The sequence below is a fragment of the Alcanivorax sp. genome (genome assembly GCF_019431375.1).
GTDB classification, from domain to species: Bacteria; Pseudomonadota; Gammaproteobacteria; order Pseudomonadales; family Alcanivoracaceae; genus Alcanivorax; species Alcanivorax jadensis_A.
The window spans coordinates 3,482,535-3,497,829 of the sequence record NZ_CP080267.1; the positions used below are offsets into that span (position 1 = coordinate 3,482,535).

A 15,295-nucleotide genomic window follows, 5' to 3' on the forward strand; every position below is an offset into this window, starting at 1 on the left:
GTGCTCTCCCGGGGTTGGCGATAACAAGTGAACGAGAGTTACTTGTCAGCAGCGATAGGTGGCGTTATGGTTGCTTTTTTCGGTCATTTGGGGCCATGGACGGCTCAAGCAGGATATAGCCATGACAATACTAAAAATGGACCCTGCGGAGTACTCGGTCTCCGCCGAATACTTGGCTCTGTTTCTGGATGTGTTGTCCAGGCGGGGTATTTCCAATGAAGTAATGCTGTCCGGCACCGCTATCGAGCCGGGCTGCTGGCGGGATCCGAAGGCCCGGGTGACTGCCCAGGACTTCGAGAAGGTGGTGGCAAGGGGGCTTGAGCTCAGCGGGGAGCCCTGGCTGGGCTGGGAGCTGGGCGCTGCCATGACCATTTCCTCCCACGGCTTTCTCGGTTACGCGGCCATGAGTAGCGCCACATTGGGTGAGGCCATGGAGATGGCGGTGAAATATTTCCGCACCCGTAGCACCCTGGTGCAGCTGGAAATCTTCACCGACGGTGATATGGCGGTGATGCAGATCAGCGAATTGCTGGCGTTGGGCGATCTGGCGCCGGTGATGATGGAAAGCCTGTTTTCCAGTTTTCATTTCATGGGGCAGAAATTGCTGCCGGATATGGAAATTATCGGTGAGCTGCGCTTTACCTACCCGGAGCCGGAGTATTTTGCTCGCATGCGACCGGTGATGCCGGTACCGGTGTATTTCGATTGTGCCTATAACCAGATGCGCTTTCCGGTGGAGCGCCTGGATTATGAATTGCAATTTGCCGATCCGCGACTGGCTCGCATGGCAGCGGACCAGTGCGAACAGGAAATGGCTTCCATCAAGGCGCCGCCGGCGTTGCTTGGTCAGGTGCGCCGGATCATCCTGGGCGGTGGTGGACGCTTTCCCGGCGTGGAAGAGGTGGCCAGCGAACTGCATATGTCTTCCCGGACCCTGAAGCGGAAGTTGCAGCAACTGGGTACCAGCTACCAGGAGGTGTTGGACGGCCTGCGCAAGGGGCTTGCGGTGGAATACCTGACACAGACGGACAAGACGGTGGATGAGATCGCCATGAGTCTGGGGTATTCCGATGCCTCCAACTTTGCCCGGGCGTTTCGGCGCTGGACGTTACGCAGTCCTTCCGATTATCGGTGATAGCCGTCGCTGATTTGAGGTGACCGCTATCGGTCAGTGACAGGATGCGAGTTAAGCGAAGCGAAAGGCTTTCAGGTTTTGAATGTCGAAACTCGCATCTCGTCACTCGCTCCGATGTTCAATTATTCAAGGAGATACCATGGCCACGCTCCACCCCCGTCTTGCTGCTGACACCCGTGCTTTGGGTGAAACGGAGCTGTGCTGGCTGCGCTGGATGAATGACCAGCGCTTTGCCTGGTTGATCGTGGTACCCAAACGGGACGGCCTGCGTGAATGGCATCACCTGCCGGTGGCGGAGCAGCAGGCGCTGCTGGAGCAGGTTAACGGCCTGGCTGCGCGTCTGGAGCGGGTGACCGGGGCGGACAAGATCAACATCGGCGCGCTGGGCAATCTGGTGCCGCAATTGCACATTCACATCATCGCCCGTTTCGAGGGTGATCCCTGCTGGCCGGGTCCGGTCTGGGGGCAGGGCCAGCCTGAGCCCTGGGCAGAGGGCGAGCGCCCGGCGTGGCTGAAAGCGCTGGCCGATCCGGAGCCGATCTAGTTATGGCAGGGCTGGTGCCGGTGACCGTGCAATGTCCCCATTGCTGGGAGCCCATTGAGGTGCTGATTGATACCTCGGTGGCGGAGCAGGAATATGTGGAAGACTGTCAGGTGTGCTGCCAGCCACTGCTGTTTACCGTGGCGGTGCCGTTTGACAGCGAAGAGCCGCAGGTGGATGTGCGGCCTGAGAATGAGTAGTTGCAAGTTTCAAGTTGCAAGTTTCAAAGCTCGCGCAAAGGCTGATGGTATCTTGTCAGGTTGTGCCCCGCGCCCCACTGCACCACGAGTCGGGGCGTGGAATGACATCCGCTCCGGATGGCACTGCATGCCCTCGCGTTGAAGCTTGCAACTTGAAACTTGCAGCTCAGCCCTTGCGATCAATATGCCCCAGCTCCCGCTCCGGGCAGACCACATCCCGCACCCGCCTTTTCAGCTCGGTGATTTCCGGAAAGCCGCCGTCGGTTTTGCGCTCCCAGATCGGCTTGCCATTGGCCTCTATTCGGAACACGCCGCCGGTGCCTGGTTGCAGGGCCACTTCGTCCAGTTCATCGCTGAAGGTGGTCAGCAGCTCCTGGGCGTACCAGGCGCTGCGCAGCAGCCAGTTGCACTGGCTGCAGTAGTGGATGGCAACGCGGTTTGTGGGCATCAGGGCTGATCGTTACCTGCCAGGAATGACAACATTTCCGGGTCCTTGAGTAGGCGAGTGATGGCACCGCTGAGGATATCGTTGACCATCTGTTGGTTGCGGCTTGCCGACGGTGTCATTGGCAGGTCGTGTTCCACGCTGCTTTTGTAGGTGCCGGTGTGGATCACATCGCCTCGGCTGGCTTCGGCCAGCAGGGTCAGTGTCAGGGTGACCTGATTAATCACCGAGCCTTCCTCTGGCACATAGTCCAGCTGCTCCAGGCGCACCTCCAGGCGGGTGGCGTCATCGCCGGGATTGAAGGCGTTGAAACCCTGGGTCTGCAGTCCCTTGCGAACGGCGTCCTCAATGGCGTCTTTCACGTCATTGGCGGGGCGTACCAGGGCGGTATCCTTGTAGACGCCACCGCGGGTGCCGAATGCGTCCTGGTCCCGGGAATCCACGGCCAGAACCTGTACCGGCTGGTTGCGGCCAATGTTGGTGGCGTCCACGTTGGCAACCGGTTTCACATCGATGACCTGCGGGCTGAGGGCGCAGCCGGCGAAAGTGGCAGTCAGGGCAAGCACTAGCGCAGCACGTAACATGGTGGCTCCTTGTATTAATAGGTCCGCTTGAGGGATTCTTCTGCCAGGGTGAACAGGGTCTCCTTGTAAGGGGAGGCCGGCACCGCGGCGATGGCGTCCAGGGCCAGGCGCGTATGCTCGGCGGCCTTGTCCACCGTATATTGCAGACCTCCGCTGGCCTGAACGGTTTCAATAATGTGCTGCAGATGGTCCAGACCGCCGTTGCGAATGGCGTCCTTGATCAGTTTGGCCTGCTCCGGGCTGCCGTTGGCAATGGTGTAGATCAGCGGCAGGGTGGGTTTGCCCTCGGCCAGGTCGTCACCCACATTCTTGCCCAGTTCGCTGGCTTCGCCCTGGTAATCCAGCACATCGTCGATCAGCTGGAAGGCAATGCCCAGGTGGCGACCATAGGCGGCGAAGGCATCCACGAAGTCGGTGTTGTCATCGGCCCCCAACACCGCGCCGGTTTCTGCAGCGGACTCGAACATCTTGGCGGTCTTGTGGTGGATCACCCGCATGTAGTTGTCTTCGCTGGTATTCGGGTCGCGCACATTGATCAGCTGCAGCACTTCGCCTTCGGAGATGGTGTTGGTGCTCTGGGAGAAGATATCCAGCAGGCGCGGGTGCTTGAGCCCCACCATCAGTTGCAGGGCCCGGGAAATCAGGAAGTCGCCCACCAGCACGCTGGCGGCATTGCCCCACACGGCGTTGACGGTGGGTCGGCCGCGGCGCAGGTTGGATTCATCCACCACATCGTCGTGGAGCAGGGTGGCGGTGTGCAAGAATTCGATGATGGCGGCTACATCCACATGGCGCTCGCCGCTGTAGCCGGACGCCCGGGCACAGAGGATGGACACCAGCGGGCGCAGGCGCTTGCCGCCGGACTGGACAATATAGTCACCTACCTCACGGATCAGTGGGACATTGGAATCCAGGTGGTGATTGATAAACTGGTTCACCGCCGTGAAGTCATCCTCAACGACAGCATAAATGGCCTTGAAATCCATGCACTTGTGTCCAGACAGAAGGTGGGCGCAACAGCGGGCAATGCTAGCAGTGGCTGGCAGCTAGTCAAGGAAAGCCCATCCCCCGTGAAGGCGGCGGCACGAGGCGCAATCAGGGCTTGTTCGGGGGCAGTGTTTCACGTACACTTCGCGACCCAATTTCATCCTCTGCCTGGCCTGCAAGTGGCAATGCCTGAAAACAGGGTGTTACCCGCCTGAGTGGAGTTGTGCTGGAGCACATACATGTACGCAGTAATCAAAACCGGTGGCAAACAGTATCGCGTTGAAGAAGGCGATGTTGTTCGCATCGAAAAAATTGAAGTGGCCACTGGCGAATCCGTGGATTTCGACCAGGTGCTGCTGGTTGCCAACGGCGATGACGTGAAAGTCGGCCAGCCGCTGCTGGATGGCGCCAAGGTAACCGCTGAAGTGCTGGAGCAGGGCCGTCACAAGAAAATCAAGATTGTGAAGTTCCGTCGTCGTAAGCACTCCCGCAAGCAACAAGGTCATCGCCAGTGGTACACGGCGGTGAAAATCACCGGGATCCAGGGCTGATCCTTAAGACATTGAAGAGAGGATTGAGACATGGCACATAAAAAAGCCGGTGGTAGTACTCGTAACGGTCGCGATTCGGAAAGTAAACGCCTTGGCGTTAAGCGCTTTGGCGGTCAGGTTGTCAGCGCAGGCGAAATCATTGTTCGCCAGCGCGGCACCAAGTTCCACGCTGGTGTGAACGCCGGCATGGGCAAAGACCATACTATCTTTGCCAAAGAGACCGGTCGCGTTAAGTTTGAAACCAAGGGTCCGCTGAGCCGCAAGTTTGTGGTGATCGAGCCCGTGGCCTGATCCGAAAGGGTCAGAAAAAGCCCCGCGAGGCTCCTGCCCGCGGGGCTTTTTTGTGTCAGGCTGCTTGCAAGCGATATGCATCACGCCACAGGAAACAGATCTGAGACGTTGTGGTGAGCGGCCTGCGTGCTGCTCTACAATGGCATCCATCCAGTAAAGAGTGTCCTCCCAATGCAATTTGTCGATGAAGCCACCATTGAAGTGCACGCCGGTAAGGGCGGTGATGGCTGCCTGAGTTTCCGGCGCGAGAAATACGTGGAATTCGGTGGCCCGGATGGTGGCGACGGCGGTGCCGGTGGCAGTGTGATGGTGCAGGCGGATACCAACCTGAACACCCTGGTGGACTACCGCTACGAGCGCATTTTCAAGGCCCGCAACGGTGAGCCCGGCAAGGGGCGCCAGATGACCGGCAAATCCGCTGACGATGTGGTGCTGCTGGTGCCGGTGGGCACCACTATTGTCGATGTGGATACCGATGAGGTGCTGGCGGATCTGACCGACCCGGAAAAGCCGGTGATGATTGCTCTGGGCGGTCGCGGTGGCCTGGGCAATATTCACTTCAAGAGCAGCACCAATCAGGCGCCGCGCAAGATCACCAAGGGCAAGCCCGGTGAATCCCGTCGCCTGCGTCTGGAATTGAAGGTGCTGGCGGATGTAGGGCTGCTGGGCATGCCCAATGCCGGCAAGAGCACCCTGATCCGGGCGATTTCCGCCGCCAAGCCCAAGGTGGCGGATTATCCGTTTACCACCCTGGTGCCCAATCTCGGTGTGGTGAAAGCAGATCGCCATCGCAGTTTTGTGGTGGCCGATATTCCCGGCCTGATCGAGGGTGCCGCAGAAGGGGCGGGTCTGGGGATTCGTTTCCTCAAGCATCTGGCGCGCACCCGCCTGTTGCTGCATGTGGTGGATCTGGCGCCCATGGATGGCAGCAGCCCGGCGGATCATATTGATGCCATTGCCGACGAACTGGATCGTTTCTCTCCGGCTCTGGCCGAGCAGGAGCGCTGGCTGGTGTTCAACAAGATTGACCTGCTGGCGGATGATGAAGCGCAGACGCAGGCGGGTGCCATTGTCGAAGAGTTGGGCTGGCAGGGGCCGGTGTTCAAGATTTCCGCTGCGGCGGGCGTGGGCTGCGAAGATCTGGTCTACGCCCTGATGAATGCCATCGAGGATCGTCGCCGGCTGGAACAGGAAGACCCGGACTATGCCGCTGCCCAGCAGGATCTTCGCGCCCGCCTGGAAGAAGAGGCCCGTGAAAAGGTGCAGGAGCTCAAGGCTGACGCGCGCCGGGCTCGCCAGAATGACGATGACGACGATGATGATGACCACGATGTGGAAATCATTTACGAACCTTGATCGAGCGCAATGAAGGAGTGAGCGTGGCGGACCGCCAGCGTTGGGTAATCAAGATAGGCAGTGCCCTGCTGACCAATGACGGCAAGGGTCTCGACTGTGCCTTGATGCAGTCCTGGGTGGATCGCATGGTGGCGCTGCGCGAGCAGGGCATCGAGGTGGTCATCGTGTCGTCCGGTGCGGTGGCAGAAGGGATGACCCGGCTGGGCTGGGCCTCCCGTCCGGATTCCGTGCACGAGCTGCAGGCCGCCGCTGCGGTGGGCCAGATGGGGCTGGTGCAGGCCTGGGAGTCGCGCTTCCAGAAGCACAATCTTCACACCGCCCAGGTGTTGCTCACCCATGACGATCTGTCTGACCGCAAGCGCTACCTTAACGCCCGCTCCACGTTGCTGACTCTGCTGGGTTTTTCGGTGGTGCCGGTGGTCAACGAGAACGACACCGTGGTCACCGATGAAATCCGCTTTGGCGATAACGACACCCTGGCGGCGCTGGTGGCCAATCTGATCGAAGCCGACCGGTTGGTGATTCTCACTGATCAGGAGGGGCTTTTTGACGCTGATCCCCGTAGCAATCCCGATGCCAAATTGATCCGCGAAGCGCGGGCATCGGACCCGGATATCGCCCGCGTCGCTGGCGGTGGTGGTCTGCTGGGTCGCGGTGGCATGGCCACCAAGGTGCGCGCTGCCAAGCTGGCTGCTCGCTCCGGGGCTTCCACCACCATTGCGTCCGGGCGCAGCCCGCAGGTGCTGGCGGAGCTGGCACAGGGGCAGGGGCCCGGCACTACGCTGCTGCCGGATACCTCGCCCATGAATGCCCGCAAGCAGTGGTTGGCCGGGCATCTGCAGATGCGTGGCCGGGTGGTGCTGGATGCCGGAGCGGTGCGCCGTATTCGTGATGGTGGCTCCAGCCTGCTGCCGGTGGGTGTGATGGATGTGTTCGGTCAGTTCTCCCGCGGGGAAATGGTGGCCTGTGAAAGCGAGCAGGGCGAGCGCATCGGCTGTGGCCTGGTCAATTATGACGCTGCCGACGCGCGCCGGATCTGTGGCAAGAAAAGCACTGAGATTGCCGATGTGCTGGGCTACATGAACGAGGAAGAGCTGATCCACCGGGACAATATGGTGGTGTTCGAAGTTGGCTGATGTGGGAAGCGGGTCACTGATTCCCAGACATAAAAAAACCGGCCAATGGCCGGTTTTTTAACGCGAACGCGTCAGACTCAGGCAGCCATGGCCTTGATCTTGGCGTTCAGGCGGCTCTTGTGGCGAGCAGCCTTGTTGGGGTGAAACTTGCCCTTGCGGGTGGCTTTGTCCAGCACAGACACCGCCTGGTTATAAGCTTCCTGAGCGCTGCCTTGGTCGCCGGACGCAATAGCCGCGTTCACCTTTTTCAGGTATGTGCGCACCATGGAGCGCATCGCTGCGTTGTGCTGACGGCGGTTTTCCGCCTGACGCGCACGCTTGCGTGCTTGCGGTGAGTTAGCCAAGGTCCTGCTCCTATACTTAAATTCGAAGGTCAAATCGGGTTGTGACACTGGCCGCTATGGGCCGACCCTGCCTGTTGTGATCAAAAAACACGCGGGCCACGGTCTAAAGACGCGCAACTATGCCGATCCGACGGCCTGATGTCAATGGGCTGCGGTGGCGGAAATCATCATTCTGGCGGTTTGGGTGGCCTTTGTTTACTCTTGCCCGGTTTGCTGGAGGCATCATGACCGAATCCACAGAAAAGACCCCGAAAAAAGCCGGTTTAATGGCCTCCACCGCCGTGGTGGCGACCATGACCATGCTATCGCGGGTGCTCGGGCTGGTTCGGGATGTGGTGATCGCCCGCATGCTGGGGGCTTCCGCCGGGGCAGATGCCTTCTTCGTGGCCCTGAAAATTCCCAATTTTTTCCGTCGTCTGTTTGCCGAAGGGGCCTTTAACCAGGCGTTTGTGCCGGTGCTGAGCGAGTACCGCAGTCAGGGCAGCATGGCGGCCACCAAGCTGCTGGTGGACCGGGTGGCCGGGACTCTGGGCACCGTGGTGGCGTTGATTACTCTCGTAGGGATGCTGGCGGCAGCCGGCGTGGTGTGGTTGTTTGCGCCGGGTTTTGGCGATGATCCGGTGAAACGGGCCCTGACCGTGGAAATGCTGCGGCTGACCTTTCCTTACTTGTTCTTTATTTCCCTGACCGCCTTTGCTGGCGGCATTCTCAATTCCTGGAACCGCTTTGCGGTGCCGGCCTTTACCCCGGTGCTGTTGAACCTGAGCCTGATCGGCTGCGCCCTGTTTCTGGCGCCGCAGTTTGCCGAGGACCGCATGGCGGTGGCGCTGGCCTGGGGGGTGTTGATCGCCGGGGTGGCGCAGCTGCTGTTCCAGTTGCCATTCCTGGCCCGGCTGAACCTGATGCCGGTGCCGCGCATGGGGTGGTCCGACCCGGGGGTGCGCAAGATCATGACATTGATGGTGCCGGCCCTGTTCGGGGCCTCGGTCTATCAGCTCAACTCCCTGGTCAACACCGTTCTGGCATCACTGCTGGAAACCGGCTCGGTGACCTGGCTTTACTATACGGACCGGCTGATCGAGCTGCCGCTGGGTATTTTTGCGGTGGCCATCGGCACGGTGATCCTGCCCAGCCTGTCCAGCAAGCATGTGAGTGCGTCCAGCGAAGCGTTTTCCCGCACCCTGGACTGGGCCATTCGCATGGTGCTGTTGATTGGTCTGCCGGCGGCGCTGGCGTTGGCGGTATTGGCTGAGCCGCTGCTCTCCACGCTGTTCCAGTACGGCGAGTTCACCGCTTTTGATGTGACGAAAACCGCAGAATCCCTGCGTGCCTACAGCGCCGGCCTGCTGGCGGCCATGCTGATCAAGGTACTGGCGCCGGGCTTCTATGCCCGCCAGGACACCCGTACCCCGGTGAAGATCGGCGTGATCGCCATGCTGGCGAATATGGCGTTTGGTGCCATGCTGGTGTGGGAGTGGCGCCATGTGGGGCTAGCCACGGCCATGGCCCTGTCCGCCTGGCTCAACGCCGGGTTGTTGTATCTGGGGTTGCGCCGGGCCGGGGTCTATCAGCCGCTCAAGGGCTGGTTGTTTCATTGGGGGCGGATGGTGTTTGCTGGTGGTGCGATGGCAGCGGCTACTTACTGGCTGTCGTTGCAGACCCAGGCCTGGACCGAGGCCGACATGTGGAGCAGGGTTGGCTGGCTCAGCCTGATTGTGGCCTCCGGGCTGGCGATCTATGGGGTTAGCCTGCTGATCCTGGGGCTGCGCCCGCGGCATTTACGTCGCTGACATCCAGTGGGTTGTCTTCGCTCTGCGTGAGCGCCATGTCTGTGATGGTCAACCATTTTTCCCGCCGGTCGCCGTCACGGGCGCATACAAAACCATCGGCGAGCCTGTATAATCGGGCGTCTTTTGAGACGAGGATGAGATGCGACTGATTCGCGGCATTCACAATCTGCGCGACAGGCATCGCGGCTGCGTGGCCACCATCGGCAATTTCGATGGGGTGCATCAGGGGCATCAGCGGATTCTGGATCAGGTGATCGCAGAAGCCCGCCGCCGTGGCTTGAAGGCCACGGTGATGCTGTTCGAGCCGCAACCTCAGGAATTTTTTGCGCCGCAGCAGGCGCCGGCCCGGCTCATGTCCCTGCGCGACAAGCTGATTGCCCTGCGTGACGCCGGGATGGATCAGGTGTTGTGTGTGCGGTTCGACGAGCGATTCCGCTCCCTGACCGCCGAGGCCTTTGTGAAATCCCTGCTGGTGGACGGGCTGGGGGTGGAATACCTGGTGGTGGGCGATGATTTCCGTTTCGGCTGTGGCCGCGACGGGGATTTCGCCTATCTGCAGCAGGCCGGCGAGCAGTTCGGTTTCGCTGTGACCGACACCGCCACCTGCGAAATCTACGGCGAGCGGGTATCCAGCACCCGGGTACGCGCGGCGCTCAGTGCCGGTGATTTTGCCCTGGCGGAAACCCTGTTGGGGCGGCCCTTTGCCATCAGTGGTCGGGTGCGCCACGGTGACAAGATCGGACGCACCCTGGATTTGCCCACGGTGAACCTGGCGCTGAAACGCTTGCACTCGCCGCTGGCGGGGGTGTTTGCGGTTACGGTCAGTGGCGCCGAGCTGGAGGGGCAGATCGGCGCCGCCAACATGGGCGATCGGCCCACGGTGAACGGCACGGAAAATCGCCTGGAAGTGCATCTGCTGGACTACAGCGATGCAGGTGTCGGCAAGGACAGCCTGTACGGCAAGCATTTGACGGTTGCCTTCCGCCATTATGTGCGGGCGGAAGAGAAATTCGCGGATCTGGACCAGCTCAAGACTGCCATCTGGCAGGACGTGCAAGCGGTCCGGGACTACTTCGAAAAGACGGGACTATTCAAGACGGGACTATGACGGACTACAAGGCAACGCTTAATCTTCCCCAAACCGACTTCCCCATGAAGGCCGGTCTGTCCCAGCGCGAACCGGCGCGGCTGAAAGAGTGGCAGCAAAAGCAGCTCTACCAGAAGATCCGTGAGGCCTTTGCCGGCCGTCCCAAGTTCATTCTTCACGATGGCCCGCCGTACGCCAACGGCGACATTCATATTGGCCATGCGGTGAACAAGATCCTCAAGGACATGATCGTCAAGTCCCGCACCCTGGCAGGCTTTGATGCCCCCTATGTGCCGGGCTGGGACTGCCATGGTCTGCCCATCGAACTGATGGTGGAAAAGAAGGTGGGCAAGGCCGGCCACAAGGTGGATGCCGGCACTTTCCGCAAGAAATGTCGCGAATACGCCAGCAAGCAGGTGGCCGGACAGAAGTCCGATTTTCAGCGCTTGGGCGTGTTCGGCGACTGGGACAATCCCTACCTGACCATGGATTACGCCTTCGAGGCGAACATCATCCGTTCCCTGGGCAAGATCGTCGACAATGGCCATCTGCAGCAGGGCTTCAAGCCGGTGCACTGGTGCCTGGATTGCGCCTCCGCCCTGGCGGAAGCGGAAGTGGAATACTACGACAAGACCTCCCCGGCCATTGATGTGGCGTTCAGCGTGGTGGACGTGGCGGACTTCGCCGCCCGATCCGGCATCGAGGCCAGCGCCCCGGCGCTGGTGATCTGGACCACCACCCCCTGGACCCTGCCCGCCAACCGGGCCGTGGCCGTGCATCCGGAACTGGATTATGTGCTGCTGTCCGGTGACGTGGAGGGGCAGCGGCGAGAGTTGCTGGTGGCCGAGGCGCTGGCAGACGATCTTGTCGAGCGCTGGAGTATGGAAAATGTGTCCCGCTCTGCTGCCGTGAAAGGCAACAAGCTGGAACGACTGGTCCTGCAGCATCCGTTCCTGGACGCCCAGGTGCCGGTGATTCTTGGTGATCATGTGACCACCGACGCCGGTACCGGCCTGGTGCATACGGCGCCCGGTCATGGTGCCGACGACTTTGTGGTGGGTCAGCAATACGATCTGGACCCGATCAGCCCGGTGCTGGACAGCGGCCTGTTCCGTGACGACCTGCCGGTGGTGGGTGGCGTGCATGTGAGCAAAGCCAACGAGCCGGTGATTGAGGCACTGAAAGAAAGCGGTGCCCTGGTGAAGCTGGCGAAAATCGAGCATAGCTACCCGCACTGCTGGCGTCACAAGACGCCGCTGATCTTCCGTGCCACCGCCCAGTGGTTTGTGTCCATGGACAAGGCCGGGCTGCTGCCCCGCGCTCGCCAGGAAGTGGACCAGGTGCAGTGGTTGCCGGAGTGGGGCAAGGCCCGCATCGAAGGCATGCTTACCGATCGCCCGGACTGGTGTATCTCCCGCCAGCGTACCTGGGGTGTACCTATCGCCCTGTTCGTGAACAAGGAAACCGGTGAGCTGCACCCGGATACCCCGGCCCTGATCGAGCAGGTGGCCCAGCGGGTGGAAAAAGAAGGCATCGATGCCTGGTTCGATCTGGAGCCCGCCGAGTTGCTTGGCGAGCAGACGGACCAGTACAGCAAGGTCACCGATACCCTGGATGTGTGGTTCGATTCCGGCGTCACCCATTACTGTGTGCTGGATCAGCGCGAGCAACTGGGAAGCCCTGCGGATCTGTATCTGGAAGGGTCAGACCAGCACCGTGGCTGGTTCCAGTCTTCCCTGCTGACCAGCCTGGCGATCCGTGATGCGGCGCCCTACAAGACGGTGCTGACCCACGGTTTCACCGTGGATGAGCAGGGCCGCAAGATGTCCAAATCCATCGGCAATGTGATTGCTCCCCAGGAAGTGTGGAACGACCTGGGCGCCGACATCCTGCGCCTGTGGGTGGCAGCCACCGATTACCGTGGCGAGATGTCCGTGTCCAAGGACATCCTCAAGCAGATGGGCGACAGCTATCGCCGTATCCGCAACACCAGCCGTTTCCTGCTCTCCAATCTCAGTGGCTTCGACCCGGCGGCTGATGCCCTGCAGCCGGAGCAGATGCTGGCGCTGGATCGCTACATTGTTGATCGTGCCCTGCAATTGCAGGAAGAGATTCAGGGGCTGTACGACGGCTACCATTTCCATCAGGTCTACCAGAAGCTGCACAACTTCTGTGCCCTGGATCTGGGTGGCTTCTATCTGGATATCATCAAGGATCGCCAGTACACCACCCAGGCAGATTCCGTGGCGCGGCGCTCCTGCCAGACTGCGCTCTATCATATTGCCCAGGCGCTGGTGCGCTGGATGGCGCCGGTGCTCAGCTTCACCGCCGAGGAAATCTACGAGAACCTGCCCGGTGAGCGGCTCGATTCCGTGTTCCTGGCGGAATGGTATACGGGGCTTTTCGCGCTTACCGATGCGGACATGGATCGCGCCTTCTGGCAGCAGGTGCAGGACGTGAAACAGGCGGTGAACAAGGCCATCGAAAATGCGCGCCGCGACAAGCTGATCAAGGGCGGGCTCGGTGCCGAGGTGGTGCTTTATGTGGATGGCGACCAGCAGGCCCTGCTGGATCGTCTTGGTGATGAGCTGCGTTTTGTCACCATTACCTCTGCCGCGACTCTCAAGCCTCTGGCCGAGGCGCCGGTAGATATGGAAGCGACGTCGGTGGCCGGCCTCAAGGTGCAGGTGGTGCCCAGCGAACACACCAAGTGTGTGCGTTGCTGGCATCACCAGCCGGATGTGGGCAGCCATGCCGAGCACCCGGAGCTGTGTGGCCGTTGCGTCACCAATGTGGACGGTGATGGCGAGGTGCGACGCTATGCGTGAGGCCATGGATAGCGCATCCTCTGAAAGCCGGAAACGACTGCTGCCGGGTCAGCTGATCTGGTTGTGGCTAACCGGTGTGGTGATTGCGCTGGATCAGATCACCAAACATATGGTGGTGGCCCGGTTCGATCTCTACGAGCGGCTGGAAGTGATGCCGTTCTTCAATCTGACCCTGGCCTACAACCCCGGTGCCGCCTTCAGCTTTCTGGCGGATGCGGGTGGCTGGCAGCGCTGGTTCTTCACTGCCATTGCACTGGGTGCCTCGGTATTGATTCTGGTCTGGTTGGCCCGGCTCACCGCTGACGAGAAACTGCAGGGCGTGGCATTGGCCCTGATTCTGGGCGGGGCGCTGGGCAATTTCTACGACCGGCTGGTGCTGGGCCATGTGGTGGATTTTCTGGATTTCTACTGGGGTAACAGCCACTTCCCGGCCTTCAACATCGCCGACAGCGCCATCACTATCGGTGCCGGCCTGATAGTACTGGACATGTTCCTGGGAGCTCGCAAAAAGCATGACTGAGATTCTTCGCGCGGGCCCGGATACCCGCATCACCCTGCATTTCGCCGTGCGTTTGATGGACGGTACCGAGATGGATTCTACCTTCGATGGTGAGCCGGCAGCCTTTGTCTGGGGTGACGAATCCTTGCTGCCGGGCTTCGAAAGTGCCCTGCGCGGGCTGAAGGCCGGCGATCGTCGCAGTGTGTTCCTGGAGGCGAAAAAGGCCTTCGGCGACTACAACGACGAGAATGTGCAGCACTTTACCCGGGATACCTTTGCCCAGTATGACACCCTGGAGCCGGGCATGGTGCTCAGCTTTGCCGATGCCGCCGGTGGCGAGTTGCCGGGGGTGATCAGCAAGGTGGAGGATGAGTGGGTCTATGTGGACTTCAATCACCCCCTGGCCGGGCGGGATCTGACCTTCGAGGTGGAGATCATCGCTGTGGAACGCTATGCGCCGGAGCAGACGGTGAAATTCAGTTAACAGTGAATAGTGAACAGTTAACAGTTAGAATGCCCGGAACAGCCTTTCGCTGTTAACTATTCACTGTTAACTGTTCGCTGCCTTCTTATGCAAATCCGACTCGCCAACCCCCGCGGTTTCTGCGCCGGGGTGGATCGCGCCATCGACATCGTCAACCGGGCCCTGGAAGTGTTCGGACCGCCCATTTATGTGCGTCACGAAGTGGTGCACAACCGCTATGTGGTTGATGATCTGCGCCAGCGCGGCGCGGTGTTTGTGGAAGAGCTCCACGAAGTGCCGGATGACGCCATCGTCATTTTCAGCGCCCACGGCGTGTCGAAAGCCGTGCAGCAGGAAGCGGAACGCCGCCAGCTGAAGGTATTTGATGCCACCTGCCCGCTGGTCACCAAGGTCCATATGGAAGTGATCCGCTACGCCCGCGAAGGCCGCGAGAGCATTCTCATTGGCCATGCAGGTCACCCGGAAGTAGAAGGCACCATGGGCCAGTACGACAAGGCCCATGGCGGCGACATTTATCTGGTCGAAGACGAGGCGGATGTGGCCAAGCTGCAGGTTCGCGATCCGGACACCCTGGCCTTTGTCACCCAGACCACCCTCAGCGTGGATGACACCGCCCGGGTCATCGATGCCCTGCGCCAGCGGTTTCCCAATATCCTCGGTCCCAAACGCGAGGATATCTGCTACGCCACCACCAATCGCCAGGATGCCGTGCGTCAGCTGGCCCTGGAATGCGGCCTGGTGCTGGTTGTTGGCTCGGTGAACAGCTCCAACTCCAACCGCCTGCGGGAACTGGCCGAGCGCTGCGGCGCCGAAGCTCACCTGCTCGACGACCCCTCCCAGATCGACCCTGCCTGGCTCAAGGGAAAATCTGCTGTCGGCGTCACCGCCGGCGCCAGCGCCCCGGAAGAGCTGGTCCAGCAGGTTATCACCACCCTCAAATCCCTGGGTGGCTCCGACGCCGAGGAGATCCCCGGCCGGGAGGAGAATATCCGCTTCTCCATGCCCAAGGCGCTGCGCACGTAACGCCTGCTCCCCTT

At 60.8% G+C, this 15,295-nt stretch carries 17 protein-coding genes; 13 read left to right on the forward strand and 4 right to left on the reverse strand.

Annotated features, from left to right (window positions below; translation table 11 throughout):
- Positions 1 to 121: 121 nt before the first annotated feature.
- The 3 genes from KZ772_RS16380 to KZ772_RS16390 all read left to right on the forward strand — a co-directional run bounded on the left by KZ772_RS16380 (position 122) and on the right by KZ772_RS16390 (position 1,876).
- Entirely contained in the window at positions 122 to 1,135 is a 1,014-nt protein-coding gene (locus KZ772_RS16380; protein WP_290537525.1) for an AraC family transcriptional regulator, read from the forward strand.
- 139 nt (positions 1,136 to 1,274) lie between these two features.
- Positions 1,275 to 1,679: an HIT family protein gene (locus tag KZ772_RS16385; RefSeq protein ID WP_290537526.1), complete on the forward strand. Its 405-nt coding sequence runs from the start codon at positions 1,275 to 1,277 to the stop codon at positions 1,677 to 1,679.
- A gap of 2 nt (positions 1,680 to 1,681) precedes the next feature.
- The gene (locus KZ772_RS16390) at positions 1,682 to 1,876 is read left to right on the forward strand and encodes a CPXCG motif-containing cysteine-rich protein (RefSeq protein WP_035250019.1); all 195 of its coding nucleotides are present in this window, start codon (positions 1,682 to 1,684) and stop codon (positions 1,874 to 1,876) included.
- 166 nt (positions 1,877 to 2,042) lie between these two features.
- Here the strand turns inward: KZ772_RS16390 and KZ772_RS16395 are convergent, their stop codons facing one another.
- From KZ772_RS16395 to KZ772_RS16405, 3 genes are read right to left on the reverse strand one after another with little or no spacing between them, the layout of a single operon-like run.
- Positions 2,043 to 2,324, reverse strand: coding sequence for a SelT/SelW/SelH family protein (locus tag KZ772_RS16395; protein ID WP_290537527.1), 282 nt, complete (start codon positions 2,322 to 2,324; stop codon positions 2,043 to 2,045).
- A complete protein-coding gene (locus KZ772_RS16400) occupies positions 2,324 to 2,905 on the reverse strand; it encodes a YajG family lipoprotein (RefSeq protein ID WP_290537528.1) in 582 nt (193 codons plus the stop codon). Before KZ772_RS16400 ends, KZ772_RS16395 begins: the two co-directional genes overlap by 1 nt.
- A gap of 14 nt (positions 2,906 to 2,919) precedes the next feature.
- A complete protein-coding gene (locus tag KZ772_RS16405) occupies positions 2,920 to 3,891 on the reverse strand; it encodes a polyprenyl synthetase family protein (protein WP_290537529.1) in 972 nt (323 codons plus the stop codon).
- Between the two features lie 240 nt (positions 3,892 to 4,131).
- Here KZ772_RS16405 and rplU point away from each other — a divergent pair, with 240 nt between their 5' ends.
- The 4 genes from rplU to proB all read left to right on the forward strand — a co-directional run bounded on the left by rplU (position 4,132) and on the right by proB (position 7,226).
- Entirely contained in the window at positions 4,132 to 4,443 is a 312-nt protein-coding gene (gene rplU / locus KZ772_RS16410) for a 50S ribosomal protein L21 (protein WP_290537530.1), read from the forward strand.
- A gap of 30 nt (positions 4,444 to 4,473) precedes the next feature.
- Entirely contained in the window at positions 4,474 to 4,734 is a 261-nt protein-coding gene (gene rpmA, locus KZ772_RS16415; protein WP_062817615.1) for a 50S ribosomal protein L27, read from the forward strand.
- 171 nt (positions 4,735 to 4,905) lie between these two features.
- Entirely contained in the window at positions 4,906 to 6,090 is a 1,185-nt protein-coding gene (gene cgtA / locus KZ772_RS16420; RefSeq protein WP_290537531.1) for an Obg family GTPase CgtA, read from the forward strand.
- A gap of 23 nt (positions 6,091 to 6,113) precedes the next feature.
- The gene (gene proB, locus KZ772_RS16425) at positions 6,114 to 7,226 is read left to right on the forward strand and encodes a glutamate 5-kinase (protein ID WP_290537532.1); all 1,113 of its coding nucleotides are present in this window, start codon (positions 6,114 to 6,116) and stop codon (positions 7,224 to 7,226) included.
- Positions 7,227 to 7,303: 77 nt separating this feature from the next.
- Here proB and rpsT read toward each other — a convergent pair whose 3' ends face one another.
- Positions 7,304 to 7,570, reverse strand: a complete 267-nt coding sequence (gene rpsT / locus KZ772_RS16430) for a 30S ribosomal protein S20 (protein WP_290511147.1) — start codon at positions 7,568 to 7,570, stop codon at positions 7,304 to 7,306.
- A gap of 224 nt (positions 7,571 to 7,794) precedes the next feature.
- Between rpsT and murJ the strand changes: the two genes are divergently transcribed.
- The 6 genes from murJ (at position 7,795) to ispH (ending at position 15,281) form a co-directional block, all read left to right on the forward strand.
- The gene (murJ, locus tag KZ772_RS16435) at positions 7,795 to 9,360 is read left to right on the forward strand and encodes a murein biosynthesis integral membrane protein MurJ (RefSeq protein WP_290537533.1); all 1,566 of its coding nucleotides are present in this window, start codon (positions 7,795 to 7,797) and stop codon (positions 9,358 to 9,360) included.
- 139 nt (positions 9,361 to 9,499) lie between these two features.
- Positions 9,500 to 10,468, forward strand: a complete 969-nt coding sequence (gene ribF, locus KZ772_RS16440) for a bifunctional riboflavin kinase/FAD synthetase (protein WP_290537534.1) — start codon at positions 9,500 to 9,502, stop codon at positions 10,466 to 10,468.
- The gene (ileS, locus tag KZ772_RS16445) at positions 10,465 to 13,275 is read left to right on the forward strand and encodes an isoleucine--tRNA ligase (RefSeq protein ID WP_290537535.1); all 2,811 of its coding nucleotides are present in this window, start codon (positions 10,465 to 10,467) and stop codon (positions 13,273 to 13,275) included. The genes ribF and ileS overlap by 4 nt, the downstream gene beginning before the upstream one ends.
- Before the next feature lie 4 nt (positions 13,276 to 13,279).
- Positions 13,280 to 13,795 (forward strand): signal peptidase II, encoded by a 516-nt coding sequence (gene lspA / locus KZ772_RS16450; protein ID WP_290537536.1) that lies wholly within the window; start codon positions 13,280 to 13,282, stop codon positions 13,793 to 13,795.
- Positions 13,788 to 14,258 carry a peptidylprolyl isomerase gene (locus KZ772_RS16455; RefSeq protein ID WP_290537537.1) on the forward strand — a complete coding sequence of 157 codons (471 nt, stop codon included), beginning with the start codon at positions 13,788 to 13,790 and terminating at the stop codon, positions 14,256 to 14,258. The genes lspA and KZ772_RS16455 overlap by 8 nt, the downstream gene beginning before the upstream one ends.
- A gap of 87 nt (positions 14,259 to 14,345) precedes the next feature.
- Positions 14,346 to 15,281: a 4-hydroxy-3-methylbut-2-enyl diphosphate reductase gene (gene ispH / locus KZ772_RS16460; RefSeq protein WP_290537538.1), complete on the forward strand. Its 936-nt coding sequence runs from the start codon at positions 14,346 to 14,348 to the stop codon at positions 15,279 to 15,281.
- Positions 15,282 to 15,295: the final 14 nt, after the last annotated feature.